A 20,294-nucleotide genomic window follows, 5' to 3' on the forward strand; every position below is an offset into this window, starting at 1 on the left:
CAAAACCGACCACGTTGGTCGACGCAAGGAATCATCTCATCAACTTATTTTGACGGCGATTTCTTCGAAACGGTGCGCATGATACGGCTGAATCGTCAAAGACATTGCGTTGTGCCAATGATAGGGTCCGCGATAGTCCAGGGGCCGGGTGCGAAAAAACGGGCAATCGGGTGGCGTGCTTCCAAAACACGCCCGGCGATTGAAAAATCACGTTGCAATCCGGGCTCGAAACTTTACGACTAGGGGAAATACGAAAAGGAATGCGTCCTCGAAGGCGACATTCCAGGGGAGCCGCATAAATATGCAGTACTTCGTCCAGCAGCTTATCAATGGGCTGACGCTGGGATCTATCTATGGGCTGATCGCGATCGGCTATACGATGGTCTACGGCATCATCGGCATGATCAATTTCGCCCATGGCGACATCTTCATGGTCGGCGCCTTCACGGCCCTCATCGTCTTCCTCATCCTCGGCGCGCTGTTCTATTCCGTGCCTGTGGTGGTGGCGCTTCTGATCATGATGATCGTCGGCATGCTGCTCACCAGCCTCTACAATTGGACGATCGAGAAGGTGGCCTACCGGCCGTTGCGCGGATCGTTCCGGCTGGCGCCGCTGATCACCGCCATCGGCATGTCGATCGCGCTGTCCAACTTCGTGCAGGTCACGCAAGGGCCGCGCAACAAGCCGATCCCGCCGCTGGTCAGCCAAGTCTACACGATCGACGGCATCAGCGTCTCGCTGAAGCAGATCATCATCGTTCTGGTGACCGCGGTGCTGCTGGTCATCTTCTGGTATCTCGTCAACAGGACGGCGCTCGGACGTGCTCAGCGCGCCTGCGAGCAGGACCGCAAGATGGCGGCGCTGCTCGGCATCGACGTCGACCGCACCATCTCCATCACCTTCATTATGGGCGCGGCCCTTGCCGCAGTCGCCGGCACGCTGTTTCTGATGTATTACGGCGTGGTGGTGTTCTCCGACGGCTTCGTGCCGGGCGTGAAGGCTTTTACCGCGGCGGTGCTCGGCGGCATCGGCTCGCTGCCGGGCGCGGTGCTCGGCGGGCTGCTGATCGGCTTCATCGAGAGCATGTGGTCAGCCTATTTCTCGATCGACTACAAGGACGTCGCCGCCTTCTCGATCCTGGCGATCGTGCTCATCTTCCTGCCCTCCGGCATCCTGGGCCGGCCTGAAGTCGAAAAGGTCTGATCCTCATGGCCGTTACCGTGTCTCCGGAGCGCGACGTCGTCGTCCCTCCCATCCAACGCGCTTTCCGTGAAGCGCTCTATGCCGGCGCCATCGCGCTCGGCCTGTTCGTGCTGTTCATCGGCCTCAGGACCGACCAGAACATCTCCAACGAACTGATCCTGGTGCAGCGCTGGGGCCTGCTTGCCCTGGTGGTCATTGCCACCGCCGTCGGCCGCTTCCTCTATGTCGGATACGCGCAGCCGGCGATGGAGCGGGCCAAGGCGGAAAAGGCCAAGGCGCCCGCAGCCATCGCGGCCGAACCGGGCTTTGTGCGGCGCAACTTCAACAAGATTGGCGTCGCGGTGCTGATCGCCTATCCAGTCGTGATGGTCTTGGCGTTCGGCTTTCAGGGTTCGCTGAAATGGGTCGACAATTTCGGCATCCAGATCCTGATCTATGTGATGCTGGCCTGGGGCCTCAACATCGTCGTCGGGCTGGCCGGCCTGCTCGACCTCGGTTACGTCGCCTTCTATGCGGTCGGCGCCTATGCCTATGCGCTGCTCGGCACGCATTTCGGCCTGTCGTTCTGGATCCTGCTGCCCGCCGCTGGCGCCATGGCCGCCTTCTGGGGCGTCATGCTCGGCTTCCCGGTGCTGCGGCTGCGCGGCGACTATCTGGCGATCGTGACGCTCGCCTTTGGCGAGATCATCCGGCTGGTGATCATCAACTGGCGCGAGGTCACCAACGGTTCGGCCGGGGTTTCCGGCATTCCGAAGGTGTCGTTCTTCGGCCTGGTGTCGTTCAACGTCTCGGACCCGAATTATATCGCCAAGGTGCTGCACATCGCCCAGTCGGGCGCCTACTACAAGATCTTCCTCTACTACCTGATCCTGGGCCTGTGCTTCTTCACCGCCTTCGTCACCATCAGGCTTCGCCGGTTGCCCGTCGGCCGCGCCTGGGAAGCCCTGCGCGAGGACGAGATCGCCTGCCGCTCGCTCGGCATCAACACCACCACCACCAAGCTGACGGCATTCGCCACCGGCGCCATGTTCGGCGGCTTCGCCGGCTCGTTCTTCGCCGCCCGACAGGGCTTCGTCAGCCCTGAATCCTTCGTCTTCCTGGAATCGGCGATCATCCTCGCCATCGTTGTGCTGGGCGGCATGGGTTCGCTGGGCGGCATCGCGGTGGCGGCGCTGGTCATGATCGGCGGCACCGAGATCCTGCGCGAGCTCGGCTTCCTCAAGGCGGTGTTCGGCCCCGATTTCACGCCGGAACTCTACCGCATGCTGCTGTTCGGCATGGCCATGGTCATCGTCATGCTGTGGAAGCCGCGCGGCTTCGTCGGCAGCCGTGAGCCGACCGCCTTCCTCAAGGAACGAAGAGCGGTCTCAGGCTCCTTCACCAAGGAGGGCCACGGCTGATGGACGTGCAAGCTTCCCAGAGTGATTTCATCCTGCAGGTCCAGCACCTGTCGATGAAGTTCGGCGGCCTGGTCGCCATCGGCGACCTGTCGTTCCAAGCCAAGCGCGGCGAGATCACCGCGCTGATCGGACCGAACGGTGCCGGCAAGACGACGGTGTTCAACTGCATCACCGGCTTCTACAAGCCCACCGAGGGCATGATCACGCTGAACAAGCGCGACGGCTCGACGTATCTGCTCGAGCGCCTGCCCAACCACGAGATCCCGGCGCGCGCCAATGTGGCGCGCACCTTCCAGAACATCCGCCTGTTCTCGGGCATGACGCTGCTGGAAAACCTTTTGGTCGCCCAGCACAACAAGCTGATGAAGGCCTCGGGCTACACCTTCCTCGGCCTGTTCGGCTTCCCGAGCTACCGCCAGGCCTCGGCCGAGTCGATCGAGCTCGCCAGGCACTGGCTGAAGAAGGCCGATCTCGTCGAGCGCGCCGACGATCCGGCCGGCGACCTGCCCTATGGCGCGCAGCGGCGGCTGGAGATCGCGCGCGCCATGTGCACCGGGCCTGAGCTGCTGTGCCTCGACGAGCCGGCCGCCGGCCTCAACCCGAAGGAATCGGCCTCGCTCAACGAGCTCCTGATCGACATCAAGGACAACACCGGCACCTCGATCCTGCTGATCGAGCACGACATGTCGGTGGTCATGCAGATCTCCGATCATGTCGTGGTGCTGGAATATGGCCGCAAGATCTCCGACGGCAATCCGCAGTCGGTCAGGACCGACCCGCGCGTCATCGCCGCCTATCTCGGCGTCGACGATCAGGAGGTGGAAGAAGTGCTCACCGAAGTCGGCGACGAGGACGTCATCGAACAGCTCGATACCGGGCCCGACTCCGCGCACGGGCCGGGCAATTCCGCTTCTATGATGGCCGGACCGGTTTCCGATACCGTCGAACACGCGGACGAGGGCGAGCGCGTCACGGTCTCGAAGGGCGCCTCGAAAGCGGCTCAGGTCGATGCGCGCGCGAACTCAACAAGAAGCAAGCCGGCCTCGCAGGCCGGAAAGCCCGCAGCGAAGGCGAAGCCCTCGGCCAAAAAGTCCACCTCGCCGGCCAAGCCGGCCGCGAAATCCTCGACAGCCAAGCCGCGCGGAGGGCGTAAATAATGGCCGGCACAACGCTGCTCGATATCAAGGGCGTGCAGACCTATTACGGCAACATCCGGGCGCTGAACGGCGTCGACGTCAACGTCAACCAGGGTGAGATCGTGGCGCTGATCGGCGCCAACGGCGCCGGCAAGTCGACGCTGATGATGACCATCTTCGGCGCGCCGCGTGCCCGCGCCGGCACCATCACCTTCGCCGGCACCGACATCACGCAGATGCCGACGCACGAGATCGCGCGGCTGCGCATCGCCCAATCGCCGGAAGGGCGCCGCATCTTCCCGCGCATGACGGTGATGGAAAACCTGCAGATGGGCGCCAGCATCGACAACCTTAAGCATTTTGACGAGGATGCCGAGAAGGTGTTCGCGCTGTTCCCGAGGCTTAAGGAGCGCATCAACCAGCGCGGCGGCACGCTGTCGGGCGGCGAGCAGCAAATGCTGTCCATCGGGCGCGCGCTGATGGGGAGGCCGAAGCTGCTCCTGCTCGACGAGCCGTCGCTGGGTCTGGCGCCGCTGATCGTCAAGCAGATCTTCGACGCCATTCGCGAGCTCAACAGGTCGCAGGGGTTGACCGTGTTCCTGGTCGAGCAGAACGCTTTCGGCGCGCTCAAGCTCGCCAATCGCGGCTACGTCATGGTCAACGGCAATGTGACGATGAGCGGCACCGGCAAGGAGCTGCTCGCCAATCCGGAAGTGCGCGCCGCATATCTCGAAGGCGGGCATCACTAGGGCAGTTTTGATGCAATTCCGGACGGAAAACCGTTTCACACTTTTCCTGGAATTGCTCTAGGGTTGGGAGACATCAATCATGCAGGGCGTTCTCTACGAAGAAGCCTCGATCTGGCACTTCTTGTTCGTCACGGGCCTGCTCGGCGGCGGGGCGGCTTGGATGACCGGCAAAGCCGTGGCCCAGACCTGGGGCACCCACGTCCGCCTGTTCATTTACATGCTTGGCCTCGGCATCGGGGTAAGGTTCATCCATCATGCCCTGTTCGGAGGCACGATGTTCTCGCTGCATTATTACATCGTCGATACCGTTGTGCTGATGATATTCGGCTTCCTCGGTTATCAGTACACGCGCACGAACCAGATGGTCACTCAGTATAATTGGCTCTACGAAAGAGCTTCCTTATTGAGCTGGAAGCCGAAAGGTTGAGGTTCATGATTAACGTCGTTTCAGGGATGAATCGGCGTGACAAGTGCCTGAAAATCGGCATTCTATGCTTTCTGCGATAAGGGTGGGCATCGCATGAAAGTATCATCCACGCCCACTCCGTAAATGGGAGCGTTTCAATGAAAAAATCACTCTTGTCCGCCGTGGCGCTGACCGCGTTCATCGCGTTCAGCGGCAGCGCGTGGGCCGACATCCTGATCGGCGTCGCCGGTCCGATCACCGGTCCGAACGCCGCTTTCGGCGCGCAGCTGCAGAAGGGCGCGGAACAGGCGGTCGCCGACATCAACGCGGCGGGCGGCATCAATGGCCAGCAGCTCAAGCTCGAGATCGGTGACGACGTCTCCGATCCCAAGCAGGGCATCTCGGTCGCCAACAAGTTCGTCGCCGACGGCGTCAAGTTCGTCGACGGCCACTTCAACTCGGGCGTGACCATTCCCGCGTCGGAAGTCTATGCGGAAAACGGCATCCTGGTTATGACGCCGGCAGCGACCAATCCGAAGCTCACCGAGCGCGGCCTGTGGAACACCTTCCGCACCTGCGGTCGCGATGACCAGCAGGGCAAGGTGGCGGGCGACTACATCGCCAAGAACTTCAAGGACGCCAAGATCGCCATCATCCACGACAAGACGCCTTACGGCCAGGGCCTCGCCGACGAGACCAAGAAGAACCTGAACGCCGGCGGCATCACGGAAGTGATGTATGAAGGCGTGAATGTCGGCGACAAGGACTTCTCGGCCCTCATCGCCAAGATGAAGGAAAATGGCGTCACCCTGATCTACTGGGGCGGCCTGCACACCGAAGCCGGCCTGATCATCCGTCAGTCGGCCGACCAGGGCCTGAAGGCGCCGCTGTTCTCCGGCGACGGCATCGTCTCCAACGAACTGGCCTCGATCGCCGGCGATGCCGTTGCCGGCACGCTCAACACCTTCGCTCCGGATCCGCGCAAGAATCCGGCCGCCAAGGAAGTGGTCGAGAAGTTCCGCGCCGCCGGTTTCGAGCCGGAAGCCTATACGCTCTACTCCTATGCCGCCATCCAGATCATCTCGCAGGCCATCGCCAAGGTCGGCTCCGCCGACGACGCGCAGAAGGTTGCCGACACGATCAAGTCCGGCGGTCCGTGGAAGACGGCCATCGGCGAGATCGGTTACGATGCCAAGGGCGACATCACCCGTCCGGACTATGTCATCTACGAGTGGAAGAAGGGCGAGGACGGCAAGTACAGCTACTTCGAGAAATAAGCCGGCAAACTGTAGCCGACTTTTCGAGATGCCCGGCGCTCAGCGCCGGGCATTTTTGTTGTCGGGTGTTTTTCCATCAACCGATCCTCACGAGAGCGCCTACAAAGCGCTCCTTGAACCGCCGGACGGGAGACAAGCGGCCGTTTGGCGCAAACGAGCGATTTAAATCGTTTTAGTTGTCGCGCGATTTTGTTTGCGCTGCAGCATTTTCACGCTAATCATTGCCCTTCACCTCACTTTCCGCTGCTGGAGCCCATTCCTTGGCAATCACGAAGATCCTCGTCGCCAACCGGTCCGAAATCGCCATCCGCGTCTTCCGCGCGGCCAATGAACTGGGCCTCAAAACCGTGGCCATCTGGGCGGAAGAGGACAAATATTCGCTGCACCGCTTCAAGGCCGACGAAAGCTACCAGGTCGGTCGCGGGCCGCATCTCGCCAAGGATATGGGTCCGATCGAAAGTTATCTTTCGATCGACGAGGTAATCCGCGTCGCCAGACTGTCGGGCGCAGACGCGATCCATCCGGGTTACGGCCTGCTGTCGGAGAGCCCGGAATTCGCCGAGGCATGCGCCGCCGCCGGCATCACCTTCATCGGGCCGAAGCCGGAGACGATGCGCCGGCTCGGCAACAAGGTCGCTGCGCGCAACCTGGCGATCGAGGTCGGCGTGCCGGTCGTGCCCGCCACCGATCCGCTCCCGGACGACATGGAAGCGGTGAAGAAGCTCGCCGCGGGAATCGGCTATCCGGTGATGTTGAAGGCCTCGTGGGGCGGCGGCGGCCGCGGCATGCGCGCCATCCGTGCCGAAGCCGATCTCGCCCGCGAGGTGATGGAGGGCAAACGCGAGGCCAAGGCCGCCTTCGGCAAGGACGAGGTCTATCTCGAGAAGCTGATCGAGCGCGCCCGCCATGTCGAGGTCCAGGTGCTCGGCGACACGCATGGCAACGCCGTCCATCTGTTCGAGCGCGACTGTTCGATCCAGCGCCGCAACCAGAAGGTCGTCGAGCGCGCGCCGGCGCCATATCTCAGCGAGGAACTGCGCCAGGAACTCTGCGGCTACGCGCTGAAGATCGCGCAAGAGACCAGCTATATCGGCGCCGGCACGGTCGAGTTCCTGCAGGACGCCGACACCGGCAAATTCTATTTCATCGAAGTCAATCCGCGTATCCAAGTCGAGCATACCGTCACCGAGATGGTGACCGGCATCGACATCGTGAAGGCGCAGATACATATCCTCGACGGCTTCTCCATCGGCACGCCGGAATCCGGCGTACCGGCGCAGAAGGACATCAAGCTCAACGGTCACGCGCTGCAGTGCCGCATCACCACCGAGGATCCGGAGCAGAATTTCATTCCCGACTACGGCCGCATCACCGCCTATCGCGGCGCGACCGGTTTCGGCATCCGCCTCGACGGCGGCACCGCCTATTCGGGCGCGGTCATCACCCGCTTCTACGATCCGCTGCTGGAGAAGATCACCGCCTGGGCGCCGACGCCGGCCGAGGCGATCGCGCGCATGAACCGGGCGCTGCGCGAATTCCGCATCCGCGGCGTCGCGACCAACCTCACCTTCCTCGAAGCGATCATCAACCACCCGAGCTTCGCCGACAATTCCTATACGACGAAGTTCATCGACACGACGCCGGAACTGTTCCAGCAGGTGAAGCGGCAGGACCGCGCCACCAAGCTGCTCAACTACCTGGCCGACGTCAGCGTCAACGGCCATCCGGAGACGCGCGGCCGGCCGATGCCCAAAGCCGATGCCGCGGCGCCTGTCGTGCCCTATCTCAACGGCAAGCTTCCGGACGGCAGCAAGCAGCGGTTCGATGCGCTCGGCCCGGAGAAGTTCGCGGCCTGGATGCGCGGGCAAGCCCAAGTGCTGGTCACCGACACGACGATGCGCGACGGCCACCAGTCGCTGCTCGCCACCCGCATGCGCACCTATGACATCGCAGGTATCGCCGGCACCTATGCGCGGGCGCTGCCGCAGATCCTGTCGCTCGAATGCTGGGGCGGCGCGACCTTCGACGTCGCCATGCGCTTCCTGACCGAGGATCCGTGGGAGCGGCTGTCACGGGTGCGCGAAGCAGCGCCTAACCTTCTGCTGCAGATGCTTCTGCGCGGCGCCAACGGCGTCGGCTACACCAACTATCCCGACAATGTCGTGCAGCATTTCGTCAAACAGGCGGCCGCCGGCGGCGTCGACCTGTTCCGCGTCTTCGACTGCCTGAACTGGGTCGAGAACATGCGCGTCGCCATGGACGCGGTGGGCGCCGAGGGCAAGCTGATCGAAGCGGCGATGTGCTACACCGGCGACATCCTCGACCCGGCTCGGGCCAAATACGATCTCAAATATTATGTCGCGCTGGCGAAGGAACTGGAAGCCGCCGGCGCGCATATCATCGCCGTCAAGGACATGGCCGGGCTTTTGAAGCCGTCGGCGGCGCGCGCGCTGTTCAAGGCGCTGCGCGAAGAGACCGACCTGCCGATCCATTTCCACACGCATGACACGTCCGGCCTGTCCGCCGCCACGGTGCTGGCGGCGGTCGAGACCGGCGTCGACGCCATCGATGCGGCGATGGATTCCTTCTCCGGCAACACCTCGCAGCCCTGCCTCGGCTCGATCGTCGAGGCGCTCAAGGGAACCGAGCGCGATCCCGGCCTCGATCCGCAGTGGATCCGGCACATCTCCTTCTACTGGGAAGCGGTGCGCAACCAGTATGCCGCCTTCGAAAGCGACCTCAAGGGACCGGCTTCCGAGGTTTATCTCCACGAAATGCCGGGCGGCCAGTTCACCAACCTCAAGGAGCAGGCCCGCTCGCTCGGGCTGGAAACACGCTGGCACGAGGTGGCGCAGGCCTATCACGACGTCAACCTGATGTTCGGCGACATCGTCAAGGTGACGCCGTCGTCGAAGGTGGTCGGCGACATGGCGCTGATGATGGTGAGCCAGGATCTCACCGTCGCCGATGTCGAAAACCCGGCGAAGGACATCGCCTTCCCGGATTCGGTCGTCTCGATGCTGCGCGGCGATCTCGGCCAGTCGCCCGGCGGATGGCCGCAAGCGCTGCAGAAGAAGGTGCTGAAGGGCGAGAAGCCGATCACTGTGCGGCCGGGCTCGCTGCTCAAGCCGGCGAACCTCAAGGCCAGCCGCAAGGAGATCGAGGAGAAGCTGGAGCGCAAGCTCAGCGAGTTCGAGTTCGCCTCCTGGCTGATGTATCCGAAGGTCTTCACCGACTTCGCCGCCGCGCAGGAAACCTATGGCCCCGTCAGCGTGCTGCCGACGCCGACCTATTTCTACGGCATGAAGTCGGAAGACGAGATCTTCGTCGACATCGAGAAGGGCAAGACGCTGGTCGTACGCTGCCAGGCGTTCGGCGACGTCGACGAAAAGGGCATGGTCACCGTCTTTTTCGAGCTCAACGGCCAGCCACGCCGCGTGAAGGTGCCGGACCGCGCGCATGGCGCCTCGGCCGCCAAGGCGCGGCGCAAGGCGGAGCCCGGCAACGAGGCGCATATCGGCGCGCCGATGCCGGGGGTGGTCTCCGCGCTCGCGGTTGCCGCCGGGCAGGCCGTCAAGGCCGGCGATGTGCTGCTCTCGATCGAGGCGATGAAGATGGAGACGGCGCTGCATGCCGAGCGCGACGGCGTGGTCGCCGAAGTGCTGGTCAAGGCCGGCGACCAGATCGACGCCAAGGATTTGCTGATCGCATTCGGTTGAGACAAAGCTGTTTGAAGGCAGGCAGCTTAACGGAACTTCTTGACACAACGAGACTGTGCGTTGGTCGAGGGCTAGCTGTCGATGTCGGCGCTGCCCCTCATTTGCCCTGCCGGGCATTTCTCCCCGTAAAACGGGGAGAAAGTGGCTGGCCGCAACTTTGGCGCGCTTTCCTTCAACGCCAGTGATTGGCGAAGCCGGCGATGACAGTGTCTTTCTCCCCGTCACTATACGGGGAGAAATGTCCGGCAGGACAATGAGGGGCAGCGCCGGCCTCTGAAGCAGCAAGCCTTTCATGCCACAGCAATAACGGCTTGACCAGCAGCGTCCGCTCGGGCATCGAACCCGCTCGAAATTGCCGGCCTCCCTTGCGAGTCGCCGGTGAGAAAACGACGCGGAGAAAAAAATGGCCGACGAGATCACCGAGACCAGCCAGACTGTAGCCGCCGGCCAGCTGCGCGCCATCATCGAGCGCATCGAGCGCCTCGAGGAGGAGAAGAAGACGATTTCCGACGACATCAAGGACGTCTATGCCGAGGCCAAGGGCACCGGCTTCGACACCAAGGCGATCCGCACCATCGTCCGGCTGCGCAAGAAGGACCAGGCCGAGCGCCAGGAGGAGGAGTCCATCCTCGATCTGTACAAGGCCGCGCTCGGGATGGTCTAAGCCTCATGGCCGGGGCCGGCCATGAGTGAGTTCGACTTCGGCGGCCATCGCGCTTCGGAGTTCCGCCATCGCGGCTTCTGGACGCTGTTCGCCGAGCGGCATCCGGAAGAGAGAGCCCGCCTGGCGAGACGCGGGCCGTGGTTCTGGCAGCGCGGGCTGCCGGAGTTCGGCCTGGTTCTTTCCATGTATGTCGCGCCGAGCGAGAATGTGGTCGGCGTCTTCTTCGGCCGCAACGAAAAGCTCGGCGCAACGGAAGTCTGGACAAGGCTGAAGCCTTTCCAGCCGGCAATCGAGGCCCGACTGAAGCTCAGGCCGGAGCAGAGCGCGCAAAACCTTGGCATCAACTCGCAGTGGCGGGTCAACTGCTTCGCCGAGGACAACTGGCCGGCCATGGCCGACTGGCTGGCGACGGAATGCTCGCGTTTCGAGCGCGCCGTGACTGAAGTGCTGAGGCAGGACTAGCTGGCCTATGGCGGCGGACTTCTTCAAATCCCGCTGGCAAGGCAAAACGCCGCTCGACCGGTTGTTCTGGCGCGACATGCTGCTCATCGGCACGGCGATCAACATCGCCTCGTCGGCGGTGGCGCTCGTCCTGCTCGGGCTGAAGCTGCCGCTCTGGCTGGTTCTTACGGTGCATCTCCTGCCGGTGCCCTACAACATCTTTCTCGCCCTGGCAGTCTGGCGAACGGCGGAGAAGGCCGGCGGCACGAAGGCAACGCTGATGATGCTGGGCTCGGCGCTCTGGCTGATCGCGACAGTTATTGCCTGACGGGCGCCCGATGCCGCTCAGACAAAAAGGGCGGCCGAAGCCGCCCTTGGAAATGCTGGTCAGGCGCCGGTCAGGCCGCCGGCTCGAAGCGCAGCGCCACGCCGTTGATGCAGTAGCGCAGGCCGGTCGGCGGCGGGCCGTCCTCGAAGACATGGCCGAGATGGCTGCCGCAGCGCGAGCAGTGGCACTCGGTGCGGACCATGCCGTAGCTGCGGTCGACGGTGGTCTCGATCGAGCCCGGGACCGGATCGTTGAAGCTCGGCCAGCCGGTGCCGCTCTCGAATTTCAGCTTGGATTCGAACAGCGGCTGGTCGCAGCCGACGCAAAAGAACGTGCCGGCGCGCTTCTCATAAAGCAGGGCGCAGCTTCCGGGACGCTCGGTGCCGTGGTTGCGCATGACGGCATATTGCTCCGGCGTCAGCCGTGCGCGCCATTCGGCATCGCTGCGGGTGACGGGAAAGGCGTGGGTGTCCATGAAATCTCCTCGGCCTTGGCGGCTCGTTGTTGGTGCAACCGATATTCGCCCCAACATAGGCATTTGTTACAGGCCTGCCCAGTACCGGGACTGACCGGGCAATCGCCGCTGGTTTCGAATTAGCCCGTGCCTATTATCGTTGGCGCTGCCCCTCACCTGTCTGCCGGCATCCTCTCCCCGTATAGTGACGGGGAGAAGGGCGCTCTCATTGATGGTTTCGCTAATCGCCAGCATTGCAGGAAGGACGCCGAGGTTGCGGCCAGCCCCCTTCTCCCCGTCACTATACGGGGAGAAGGTCCCGGCAGGGGGATGAGGGGCGGCGCCGACTTTGGCGATTTGTAGTTGCCACCACGCTCAATGCTTCCTCGAGAGCTGTTTCGTAGCGGCCTCAAGCCCGGCGAGCGTCAGCGGGAACATGCGGCCGCCGAAGATGTCGCGGATCATGGCGATCGAGTGGGTGTAGCGCCAGTTCTTTTCAGCTTCCGGATTCAGCCACACCGCATTCGGCCATTGCTGCAGCAGCCGCCCGAGCCAGACACCGCCGGCCTCCGGGTTCCAGTGCTCGACCGAGCCGCCGGGATGCACGATCTCGTAAGGGCTCATCGAGGCATCGCCGACCACGATCACCTTGTAGTCAGGCCCGTATTTGTGGATGAGGTCGAAGGTCGGGATCGTCTCGGCAAGCCGCCGTCGATTGTCCTTCCAGACGCGCTCGTAAAGGCAGTTGTGGAAGTAGAAATATTCGAGCTGGCGGAACTCGGCGCGGGCGGCGGAGAACAGTTCCTCGACGCCCTTGATATGATCGTCCATCGAGCCGCCGACGTCGAAGAACATCAGAAGCTTCACCGCGTTGCGCCGCTCGGGCCGGGTTTTCACGTCGAGATAGCCATGTTCGGCGGTGGCATGGATGGTGCCGGGCAGGTCGAATTCTTCCTCGGCGCCCTCGCGCACCCAGCGGCGCAGCCGCTTCAGCGCCACCTTGATGTTGCGCTTGCCGAGCTCGACGGCGTCATCGAAATTCCTGAACTCGCGCTTGTCCCAGACCTTTACCGCGCGGCGATGCCGGCTCTCGTGCTGGCCGATGCGCACGCCTTCCGGATTGTAGCCATAGGCGCCGAAAGGCGAGGTGCCGCCGGTGCCGATCCATTTCGAGCCGCCCTGGTGCCGGCCCTTCTGCTCCTCCAGCCGCTGCTTCAGGGTTTCCATCAGCTTGTCGAAACCGCCCAGCGCCTCGACCAACTTCTTCTCCTCGTCGGTCAGGTGCTTTTCGGCGAGCCGGCGCAGCCATTCCTCGGGGATATTGGCGACATCGACGGCGTCGGGACCGGAAAGCGCCTCGACGCCCTTGAAGACATGCGTGAACACCTGGTCGAAACGGTCGATGTGGCGCTCGTCCTTCACCAGGGCCGAGCGCGCCAGGTAGTAAAAGCCCTCGACGTCGTAGTCGACCAGCCCGGCCTCCAAGCCTTCCAGCAGCGACAGATACTCCCGGAGCGAAACGGGAACCCGCGCGGCCTTCAGTTCGAGGAAAAAGGGGATGAACATCGGCCCCTTATAGCAGATCGTATTCGATGAAGCCGGTGCGCCGCGCCACATGGTCGTAGAGCCGGCGCGCGGTGGCGTTGGTCTCGTGCGTCATCCAGTAGACGTTCTTCACGCCGATCTTGCCGGCCTCGTCCTGCACGGCTTTGATCAGTGCCGCGCCGACGCCTTTGCCACGCACGTCCGGGTCGGCGAACAGGTCCTGCAGATAGCAGTTGTTTTTTTCCGACCAGCAGGAGCGGTGGTAGAGATAGTGGGTCAGGCCCACCGCCTTGCCATCGAGCGTGGCGATAAAACCCTTCGGCTCGAACTCGCCCGGCGTGAACAGCCGCTTCCAGGTGACGTCGTAGACCTCGTCCGGCAGCTTGGTCTCGTAGAAGGTGAGGTAGGCGGTCCACAGGCGCCGCCAGTCGGCGTGGTCGGTCTGCGCGAGCGGGCGGGTGGTGATCTCGGACATTTTTCTCCTCCAATGCCTGGTCCGAAGCTGCGGCAGCGGCCGAATGCCGGCAACGGTCCAGAGGCCAGGAAAGCGCTGTTGCTGCCTGCCTATTGCTGCCAGCTATTGTTGGCGCCTGGCCATGAAGGCAAGCCGCTCGAACAGATGCACGTCCTGCTCGTTCTTCAACAGCGCGCCATGCAGTTTCGGCAGCGCGTTCTTGGGGTCGGCGCGCAGGTCCTCCGGCGCGATGTCGTCGGCGACGAGCAGGCGGATCCAGTCGAGCGCTTCGGAGGTCGACGGCTTCTTCTTGAGCCCCGGTACCTCGCGGATCTCGTAGAACTGGGTGAGCGCGGCACGCACCAGGTTCTGCTTGATGCCCGGATAGTGCACGTCGACGATGCGATGCAGCGTCTCGATGTCGGGGAAGCGGATGTAGTGGAAGAAGCAGCGGCGCAGGAAAGCGTCCGGCAGTTCCTTCTCGTTGTTCGAGGTGATGATGACGATCGGCCTGAAATCGGCGCGGATGGTCTCGCCGGTCTCGTAGACGAAGAACTCCATCCGGTCGAGTTCCTGCAAGAGGTCGTTCGGGAACTCGATGTCGGCCTTGTCGATCTCGTCGATCAGCAGAACCACTTTCTTCCGGGCCGCGAAAGCGTCCCAAAGCTTGCCGCGCTTGATGTAGTTCCTGATGTCGCTGAAACGGTCGTCGCCGAGCTGGCTGTCGCGCAGCCGCGAGACGGCGTCGTATTCGTAGAGACCCTGCTGCGCCTTGGTGGTCGACTTGACGTTCCATTCGATGAAATCCAGCCCGAGCGCTGACGCCACCTGACGGGCGAGCTCCGTCTTGCCGGTGCCCGGCTCGCCCTTGACCAGCAAGGGCCGCTCAAGCGCGATCGCGGCGTTGACCGCAACCATCAGATCCTTGTCGGCGACGTAAGCCGCGGTGCCTTCGAAGCGCATTTTTTCTCCCGATCGTCTGGCCGCGACCGTAAGGACGCTGCCCCGGCTGTGCAAGGCGCAGCAGCGCCGCAAGGTGCACGGCACATTTTTGCCGGCCCTTGGACGGCCGTCCTTCTGGCGCTCGGCTAACCATCGGCCTATATTGGCGCTGGCGGTCTGCGCTTCCCGGCAGGAGAAACTTATCCCCGGGGCCTTATCGATCCTTAGGGAGCTGTCCCTGGGAAGACCCGTGGGTTTTCTCACACGGCGCCCACCTACTTTGTAGGCACCCGGGATCGACCTCTCCACCGGTTGTGTGGATCGTCACTTTCCCGATTTGGGATTGGCGCGGTAGAAAACGTCGCTCCTGAAACTCCATCCAGATCCGGCCTTTTCTAGCGTCTGCGCATGACACATTCCAAAGACCTGAAAAGACATCTCCGCAAGGAAGCGCTGGCGCGGCGCGATGCGCTCGACGAGTTCTGGCGGGTGGAAATCGCGCTCGAAATGGCCGAAACCGCGAAGGAGCAAATCGCGGTCGAACCGGGCCAGGTTGTTTCCGGCTTCTGGCCGATGCGCTCCGAGGTCGATGTGCGGCCGCTGATGTTCGCGCTACGCGAAAAGGGCGCCAGGCTCTGCCTGCCGGCGATCCTCGACAAGACCACGATCGTCTTCCGCGAATTGGTGCGTGGCGCGCCGATGGTCGAGATGGGCTTCGGCACGGTCGGGCCGCATGAGGAGGCTGAAGTGCTCGACCCCTCCCTCATGCTGGTGCCGCTTGCCGCCTTCGACGCGCGCGGCCACCGTATCGGCTACGGCGCCGGCTATTACGACCGGGCGATCGCCCGGCTGGCCGACAAGGGGTTGACACCCAGGATGATCGGTATCGCCTTCGACTGCCAGGAAGTTCCGATGGTGCCGGATGAGAACCACGACGTGATCATCCCGGAAATACTCACCGAGAGCGGGTTGCGCCGGTTCACGCCGCAATTGTAGAAATGCGTTTGAAAAACGCATGATCTTTTGCGGAAAGTCATGCAGCTTTTACTTGGCGGGCTTTCGGCGCAGGATCGTATGAGACTTCTCTTCCTCGGCGACATGGTCGGAAAAACTGGGCGCACGGCGGTGTGGGAACAACTGCCGGGGCTGATTTCCGACTTCAAGCTCGACTTCGTCATCGTCAATGGCGAAAATGCCGCCGGCGGCTTCGGCATCACCGAGGAGATTTTTCGCGAAACGCTCGCGGCCGGCGCGGATGTCGTCACCACCGGCAACCATGTCTGGGACCAGCGCGACGCGCTGATCTTCGCGCCGCGCGAGGAGCGGTTCCTGCGCCCGTCCAATTTCCCGAAGGGCACACCGGGGCGCGGCTCGGGTGTCTACATCGCCAGGAACGGCGCGCGGGTGCTGGTTGCCAACATCATGGGCCGCGTCTTCATGCATCCTGAGCTCGACGATCCGTTCCAGGCCGGCGAGCGCGAGCTTGCCGCCTGTCCGCTCGGCGAGCAGGCGGATGCGGCGGTGATCGATTTCCACGCCGAGGCGACGTCGGAAAAAATGTGCTTCGCGCATTTCGTCGACGGCCGCGCCAGCCTGGTGGTCGGCACCCACACGCACCAGCCGACCGCCGACCACCAGATCCTCAACGGCGGCACCGCCTATATCTCGGACGCCGGCATGTGCGGCGACTACGATTCCTCGCTCGGCATGGACAAGGAGGAGCCACTCAACCGCTTCCTGTCGAAAGTGCCAAAGGGCCGTTTCGAGGCAGCGAATGGACCCGCGACCTTGTGCGGCATCGGTGTCGATATTTCCGACCGCACGGGGCTTGCCGAGAAGATCGCGCCGTTTCGTCGCGGGCCGCGGCTGGAGGAAACGGCGCCATCCTTCTGGTCGTGACATTGATATGAGCGAGGCCAGTACCTAACTGGCGACGAAACCCGCGAAAAACTGCTCCAAACATTTGTTTCTACGCAATTCCAGACGGAAAGCCGCTACGCACTTTTCCTGGAATTGCTCCGGATCGTAGAGGGGACGACCTCCATGCAGCTTGTCGAATTCCTGGCGCCGCACTTCGCCTTCGTCTCCAATCCGACCGCGTGGATCGCGCTGCTGACGTTGGTGGTGCTGGAGATCGTGCTCGGCATCGACAATCTGATCTTCATCTCGATCCTGACCAACAAGCTGCCCGAAGCGCAGCGCGCCCGCGCCCGCAGGCTCGGCATCTCGGCGGCGCTGGTCATGCGCCTCATCCTGCTCGCCACCATCTCGATCATCGTGCAGTTGACGGCGCCGGTGTTCACGGCGCTCGGGCATGGCTTTTCCTGGCGCGACCTGATCCTGATCGCCGGCGGCCTGTTCCTGGTCTGGAAGGCGACCAAGGAAATACACCACACGGTCGACCCGCAGGACCATCAGGATACGATGGTGGGCACGCTGCAGTTGAGCCTTGCCGGCGCGATCTTCCAGATTCTCTTGCTCGACCTCGTCTTCTCGATCGATTCCATCATCACCGCCGTCGGTATGACCGACGAGATCGCCATCATGTATATCGCGGTGATCGTGGCGGTGAGCGTGATGATGCTGGCGGCGACGCCGCTCGCCAATTTCATCGCCAGGAATCCCACAATCGTCATGCTGGCGCTCGGCTTCCTGCTGATGATCGGCATGACGCTGATCGCCGACGGCATGGGCTACCATGTGCCCAAGGGCTACATCTATACGGCGATGGGATTTTCGGCGCTGGTCGAGGGGCTCAACATGCTGGCGCGGAACCGCAAGAAGCAGAGGTCCGGCGAAGGGCATTGAGGCCGCAGCCACAGCGGCCGGCCTCTACCCGGCCGAGAGGCCCTTGGGGTAACGGTCGCCGATCAGGCCGAGCGTCAGCCCCTGTTCCAGCCACGCCTTGGCTCCGGCCAGCACAAGCGTGAAGCCGCCGGTTGAATCGATCGCCTGGCTGACCTGCTCGTCGCCGGAGCCGGCGAAGCCGAAATTGCGGACTTCGAGGAAGGTCGCATCGCCAGGCATCTGGGTGAAGGTCCAGACCACCATGGTCGGCGGCTCGCTCCACTGCATGACGATCTTTTCGTTGGGAACGATCTCGCTGACCTCGACCCTGGTCGAGACGCCGTACATGCGCCATTCCCACTCGACCGGCTTGCCGCCATCCAGCCTTCCGCTTGAATGCGTGAACCAGAATTTCGTGGTGATCGCCGGGTCGACGATGGCCTCGAAGACCTCGGCAACCGGCCGGCGGATCAGCATTGCGGTTTCAGCGGTCGGGGCTTCTTTGAGTTCCACTGGATCCTCCTGAAATTGGTCAGGGCAGGTTGATCTGCCAGGAGACGCCGGACCGGTCGTTGAGCCAGGCGAAACGGCGGCTGAAGCCGTAATTGCCGGGCGGCATCAGGAACGAACCGTCCTTGGACAGAACGTCGATAATGCGCTCGTGTTCCTGGTCGGACGAACAGTCGACAAAGAACGAGAATGACGGCGTGAAGGCGAAAGCGTGATGCACCGGGCTGTTGAAGATCATCACCTCCGTGCCTCCTATCGAGGCGCGTGCCAGCTTGACGCTTCCCTCGGGTCCATCCTCGCCTGCACCGTAGCGCGTGACGTCGAGGATGCTGCTTTCCGGAATGGTCTCGCAATAGAGGGTCATGGCCTCCTCGGCCCGGCCTTCGAACATCAGGAACGGGGTTACTTTCACAGCAATCCTCCCTGGCTCCGAGATTGGGCTCAGATGTTGGTTTCGTTGGCGGGCTCGCCCTTCAACTCGGCGCGATAGTAGCCGTCGCGCAAATTGATGCCGTATTCGAGATAGGCCTTCATGCAGGCCAGCATCTGCGACCAGCCCTCGCAATTGAGGTAGGATTTCTTAAGGCCAACCTCGCCTTCGCGCCAGCCGCTCTCGGCGATGGTGACGAAGGTGCCGCCGTCATCCAGCCGTTCGAAATTCATCTCGATCCGGGTCTTGTAGGCTGGTTTGCCCTCGGCGTCGGTCGCGTCCCAGCGCAGCACGATGCGCTTGTCTTTCGTCACTTCGTCCACTTCGACAGGCACCGTCTTCCACCAGGTCACGGTGGTGCCGGCGACCAGTGGGGCGGAGGCGCCGCCGATGGTGGTGAAGTAGCCGCTGAGCTTCGTCGGATTGACCACCGCGTCGAAGACCTCGGCGACCGGTTTGCCGATGCGCCCGGAAATCCTGAATCCAAGGGACATATCCACAGCTCCTTCCTTGATCGTCCAAACGATATGTTATAGAAATATAACATGTCAAGTCAAACCGCGGACGACCATGTTTTCAAGGCTTTGGCGCATCCGCGCCGGCGCGAGCTGCTGGACCGCCTGAAGGATCAGCCGAGGACCACGGGCGCGCTCTGCGAGGCTTTTCCGGACATGGACCGCTGCACAGTGATGATGCATCTGAAGGTGCTCGAAGAGGCCGATCTGGTCGTGGCGCGGCGCGAGGGGCGCGAACGCTGGAACCATCTCAACGCTTTGCCGATCAAGCAGATCCACGACCGCTGGATCAGCCAGTATGCCGGCCACGCGATCACCATCCTCGACCGGCTCAAATCCGATCTGGAGGGTTGATCCGGTCCGCGCCAGACATATGCCAGGCTGCCTTGACACCGGGCCGACGGCGCGGCTGGACGAATTGAGCCGATTTATCTATAAGCCGGCCATTCCGACAGAGAGCGCCGCATGCCTTCGCAGGCATGGCCCAGACGTTCTGGAAATTTGAATTCGAGCATTTTGCCGATGCCGGGTCATCGCGCCCGGTCGAAAAATGCTCTAGCCGAACACGACAGGGGTGCCATGGCTGGCCATTCACAGTTCAAGAACATCATGCACCGCAAGGGCCGTCAGGACGCGGTGCGGTCGAAAATGTTTTCCAAGCTGGCGCGCGAAATCACCGTCGCCGCCAAGACCGGCACGCCGGACCCGGCGATGAACCCGCGGCTGCGTCTTGCCGTGCAGAACGCCAAGGCTGTCTCGATGCCGAAGGACAACATCCAGCGCGCCATCAACAAGGCTTCCGCCGGCGACGGCGAAAACTACGAAGCCGTGCGCTACGAGGGCTACGGCCCGGGCGGCGTGGCACTGATCGTCGAGGCGCTGACCGACAACCGCAACCGCTCGGCCTCGAACGTACGCGCCGCCTTCACCAAGGCCGGCGGGGCGCTCGGCGAAACCGGATCGGTGTCGTTCATGTGGAACCGGGTTGGCGAGATCTACTATCCGGCCTCGGCCGGTGACGCCGACAAGGTGATGGAAGCCGCGATCGAAGCCGGCGCGGACGACGTGGAGTCGGACGAGGAAGGCCACACCATCTACTGCAGCTTCGAGAATCTCGGCGACGTGTCGAAGTCGCTCGAAGCCGCGCTTGGCGAAGCGGAATCGGTGAAGCCGATCTGGCAGCCGCAGAACAATGTCCCGGTCGATGAAGAGCGGGCGCAGTCGCTGATGAAGCTCGTCGCCACCCTCGAGGACGACGACGACGTACAGAGCGTCTACGCCAATTTCGAGGTCGACGACGAGACGATGGCCAAGCTCAGCGCGGCCTGACCGG

The 20,294-nt window shown here is 62.9% G+C and carries 22 protein-coding genes and 1 other RNA gene; 16 read left to right on the plus strand and 7 right to left on the minus strand.

The window, feature by feature from the left end; translation table 11 throughout:
• Window positions 1–301 precede the first annotated feature (301 nt).
• The 10 genes from EJ070_RS11095 (at window position 302) to EJ070_RS11145 (ending at window position 11,324) form a co-directional block, all read left to right on the plus strand.
• Window positions 302–1,204, plus strand: coding sequence for a branched-chain amino acid ABC transporter permease LivH (locus EJ070_RS11095; protein WP_126091400.1), 903 nt, complete (start codon window positions 302–304; stop codon window positions 1,202–1,204).
• Window positions 1,205–1,209: 5 nt separating this feature from the next.
• Window positions 1,210–2,604 carry a high-affinity branched-chain amino acid ABC transporter permease LivM gene (gene livM / locus EJ070_RS11100; RefSeq protein ID WP_126091401.1) on the plus strand — a complete coding sequence of 465 codons (1,395 nt, stop codon included), beginning with the start codon at window positions 1,210–1,212 and terminating at the stop codon, window positions 2,602–2,604.
• Window positions 2,604–3,761, plus strand: a complete 1,158-nt coding sequence (locus tag EJ070_RS11105; RefSeq protein WP_126091402.1) for an ABC transporter ATP-binding protein — start codon at window positions 2,604–2,606, stop codon at window positions 3,759–3,761. Before livM ends, EJ070_RS11105 begins: the two co-directional genes overlap by 1 nt.
• Window positions 3,761–4,489, plus strand: coding sequence for an ABC transporter ATP-binding protein (locus EJ070_RS11110; RefSeq protein WP_126091403.1), 729 nt, complete (start codon window positions 3,761–3,763; stop codon window positions 4,487–4,489). Before EJ070_RS11105 ends, EJ070_RS11110 begins: the two co-directional genes overlap by 1 nt.
• A gap of 79 nt (window positions 4,490–4,568) precedes the next feature.
• The gene (locus EJ070_RS11115) at window positions 4,569–4,916 is read left to right on the plus strand and encodes a DUF6867 family protein (RefSeq protein ID WP_126091404.1); all 348 of its coding nucleotides are present in this window, start codon (window positions 4,569–4,571) and stop codon (window positions 4,914–4,916) included.
• Between the two features lie 137 nt (window positions 4,917–5,053).
• On the plus strand, window positions 5,054–6,172 hold the full coding sequence (locus EJ070_RS11120) for a branched-chain amino acid ABC transporter substrate-binding protein (RefSeq protein ID WP_126091405.1): 1,119 nt from the start codon (window positions 5,054–5,056) through the stop codon (window positions 6,170–6,172).
• Window positions 6,173–6,432: 260 nt separating this feature from the next.
• Window positions 6,433–9,891, plus strand: coding sequence for a pyruvate carboxylase (pyc, locus tag EJ070_RS11125; RefSeq protein WP_126091406.1), 3,459 nt, complete (start codon window positions 6,433–6,435; stop codon window positions 9,889–9,891).
• Between the two features lie 403 nt (window positions 9,892–10,294).
• Window positions 10,295–10,555 carry a DUF2312 domain-containing protein gene (locus tag EJ070_RS11135; protein WP_040974416.1) on the plus strand — a complete coding sequence of 87 codons (261 nt, stop codon included), beginning with the start codon at window positions 10,295–10,297 and terminating at the stop codon, window positions 10,553–10,555.
• A gap of 21 nt (window positions 10,556–10,576) precedes the next feature.
• Window positions 10,577–11,017, plus strand: a complete 441-nt coding sequence (locus EJ070_RS11140; protein ID WP_126091407.1) for a DUF4268 domain-containing protein — start codon at window positions 10,577–10,579, stop codon at window positions 11,015–11,017.
• Window positions 11,018–11,024: 7 nt separating this feature from the next.
• Entirely contained in the window at window positions 11,025–11,324 is a 300-nt protein-coding gene (locus EJ070_RS11145; protein WP_126091408.1) for a hypothetical protein, read from the plus strand.
• A 70-nt stretch (window positions 11,325–11,394) separates the two neighbouring features.
• Here the strand turns inward: EJ070_RS11145 and msrB are convergent, their stop codons facing one another.
• From msrB to EJ070_RS11170, 4 genes are all read right to left on the minus strand, one after another.
• On the minus strand, window positions 11,395–11,799 hold the full coding sequence (gene msrB, locus EJ070_RS11150) for a peptide-methionine (R)-S-oxide reductase MsrB (RefSeq protein ID WP_126091409.1): 405 nt from the start codon (window positions 11,797–11,799) through the stop codon (window positions 11,395–11,397).
• A gap of 354 nt (window positions 11,800–12,153) precedes the next feature.
• Window positions 12,154–13,344, minus strand: a complete 1,191-nt coding sequence (locus EJ070_RS11160) for a VWA domain-containing protein (RefSeq protein ID WP_126091410.1) — start codon at window positions 13,342–13,344, stop codon at window positions 12,154–12,156.
• A 7-nt stretch (window positions 13,345–13,351) separates the two neighbouring features.
• The gene (locus EJ070_RS11165; RefSeq protein WP_126091411.1) at window positions 13,352–13,798 is read right to left on the minus strand and encodes a GNAT family N-acetyltransferase; all 447 of its coding nucleotides are present in this window, start codon (window positions 13,796–13,798) and stop codon (window positions 13,352–13,354) included.
• Window positions 13,799–13,900: 102 nt separating this feature from the next.
• Window positions 13,901–14,740 (minus strand): MoxR family ATPase, encoded by an 840-nt coding sequence (locus tag EJ070_RS11170; protein WP_126091412.1) that lies wholly within the window; start codon window positions 14,738–14,740, stop codon window positions 13,901–13,903.
• A gap of 150 nt (window positions 14,741–14,890) precedes the next feature.
• Here EJ070_RS11170 and ssrS point away from each other — a divergent pair.
• The 4 genes from ssrS to EJ070_RS11190 all read left to right on the plus strand — a co-directional run bounded on the left by ssrS (window position 14,891) and on the right by EJ070_RS11190 (window position 17,527).
• Window positions 14,891–15,046, plus strand: a non-coding RNA gene (gene ssrS, locus EJ070_RS11175) — 6S RNA.
• A gap of 81 nt (window positions 15,047–15,127) precedes the next feature.
• The gene (locus tag EJ070_RS11180) at window positions 15,128–15,715 is read left to right on the plus strand and encodes a 5-formyltetrahydrofolate cyclo-ligase (protein ID WP_126091413.1); all 588 of its coding nucleotides are present in this window, start codon (window positions 15,128–15,130) and stop codon (window positions 15,713–15,715) included.
• Window positions 15,716–15,793: 78 nt separating this feature from the next.
• The gene (locus EJ070_RS11185) at window positions 15,794–16,618 is read left to right on the plus strand and encodes a YmdB family metallophosphoesterase (protein ID WP_126091414.1); all 825 of its coding nucleotides are present in this window, start codon (window positions 15,794–15,796) and stop codon (window positions 16,616–16,618) included.
• A 144-nt stretch (window positions 16,619–16,762) separates the two neighbouring features.
• On the plus strand, window positions 16,763–17,527 hold the full coding sequence (locus tag EJ070_RS11190) for a TerC family protein (protein WP_126091415.1): 765 nt from the start codon (window positions 16,763–16,765) through the stop codon (window positions 17,525–17,527).
• 24 nt (window positions 17,528–17,551) lie between these two features.
• Here EJ070_RS11190 and EJ070_RS11195 read toward each other — a convergent pair whose 3' ends face one another.
• From EJ070_RS11195 to EJ070_RS11205, 3 genes are read right to left on the minus strand one after another with little or no spacing between them, the layout of a single operon-like run.
• The gene (locus tag EJ070_RS11195; protein ID WP_126091416.1) at window positions 17,552–18,019 is read right to left on the minus strand and encodes an SRPBCC family protein; all 468 of its coding nucleotides are present in this window, start codon (window positions 18,017–18,019) and stop codon (window positions 17,552–17,554) included.
• Between the two features lie 19 nt (window positions 18,020–18,038).
• A complete protein-coding gene (locus EJ070_RS11200; protein ID WP_126095708.1) occupies window positions 18,039–18,434 on the minus strand; it encodes a VOC family protein in 396 nt (131 codons plus the stop codon).
• Window positions 18,435–18,457: 23 nt separating this feature from the next.
• Window positions 18,458–18,940, minus strand: a complete 483-nt coding sequence (locus tag EJ070_RS11205) for an SRPBCC domain-containing protein (RefSeq protein WP_126091417.1) — start codon at window positions 18,938–18,940, stop codon at window positions 18,458–18,460.
• Window positions 18,941–18,991: 51 nt separating this feature from the next.
• On the opposite strand from EJ070_RS11205, the gene EJ070_RS11210 reads away from it, so the two are divergent.
• Together EJ070_RS11210 and EJ070_RS11215 are read left to right on the plus strand one after the other, a co-directional pair.
• A complete protein-coding gene (locus EJ070_RS11210) occupies window positions 18,992–19,315 on the plus strand; it encodes a metalloregulator ArsR/SmtB family transcription factor (protein ID WP_126091418.1) in 324 nt (107 codons plus the stop codon).
• Between the two features lie 225 nt (window positions 19,316–19,540).
• Entirely contained in the window at window positions 19,541–20,290 is a 750-nt protein-coding gene (locus EJ070_RS11215; protein ID WP_126091419.1) for a YebC/PmpR family DNA-binding transcriptional regulator, read from the plus strand.
• Window positions 20,291–20,294 lie beyond the last annotated feature (4 nt).

The organism is Mesorhizobium sp. M1E.F.Ca.ET.045.02.1.1 (genome assembly GCF_003952485.1).
Classification (GTDB): domain Bacteria; phylum Pseudomonadota; class Alphaproteobacteria; order Rhizobiales; family Rhizobiaceae; genus Mesorhizobium.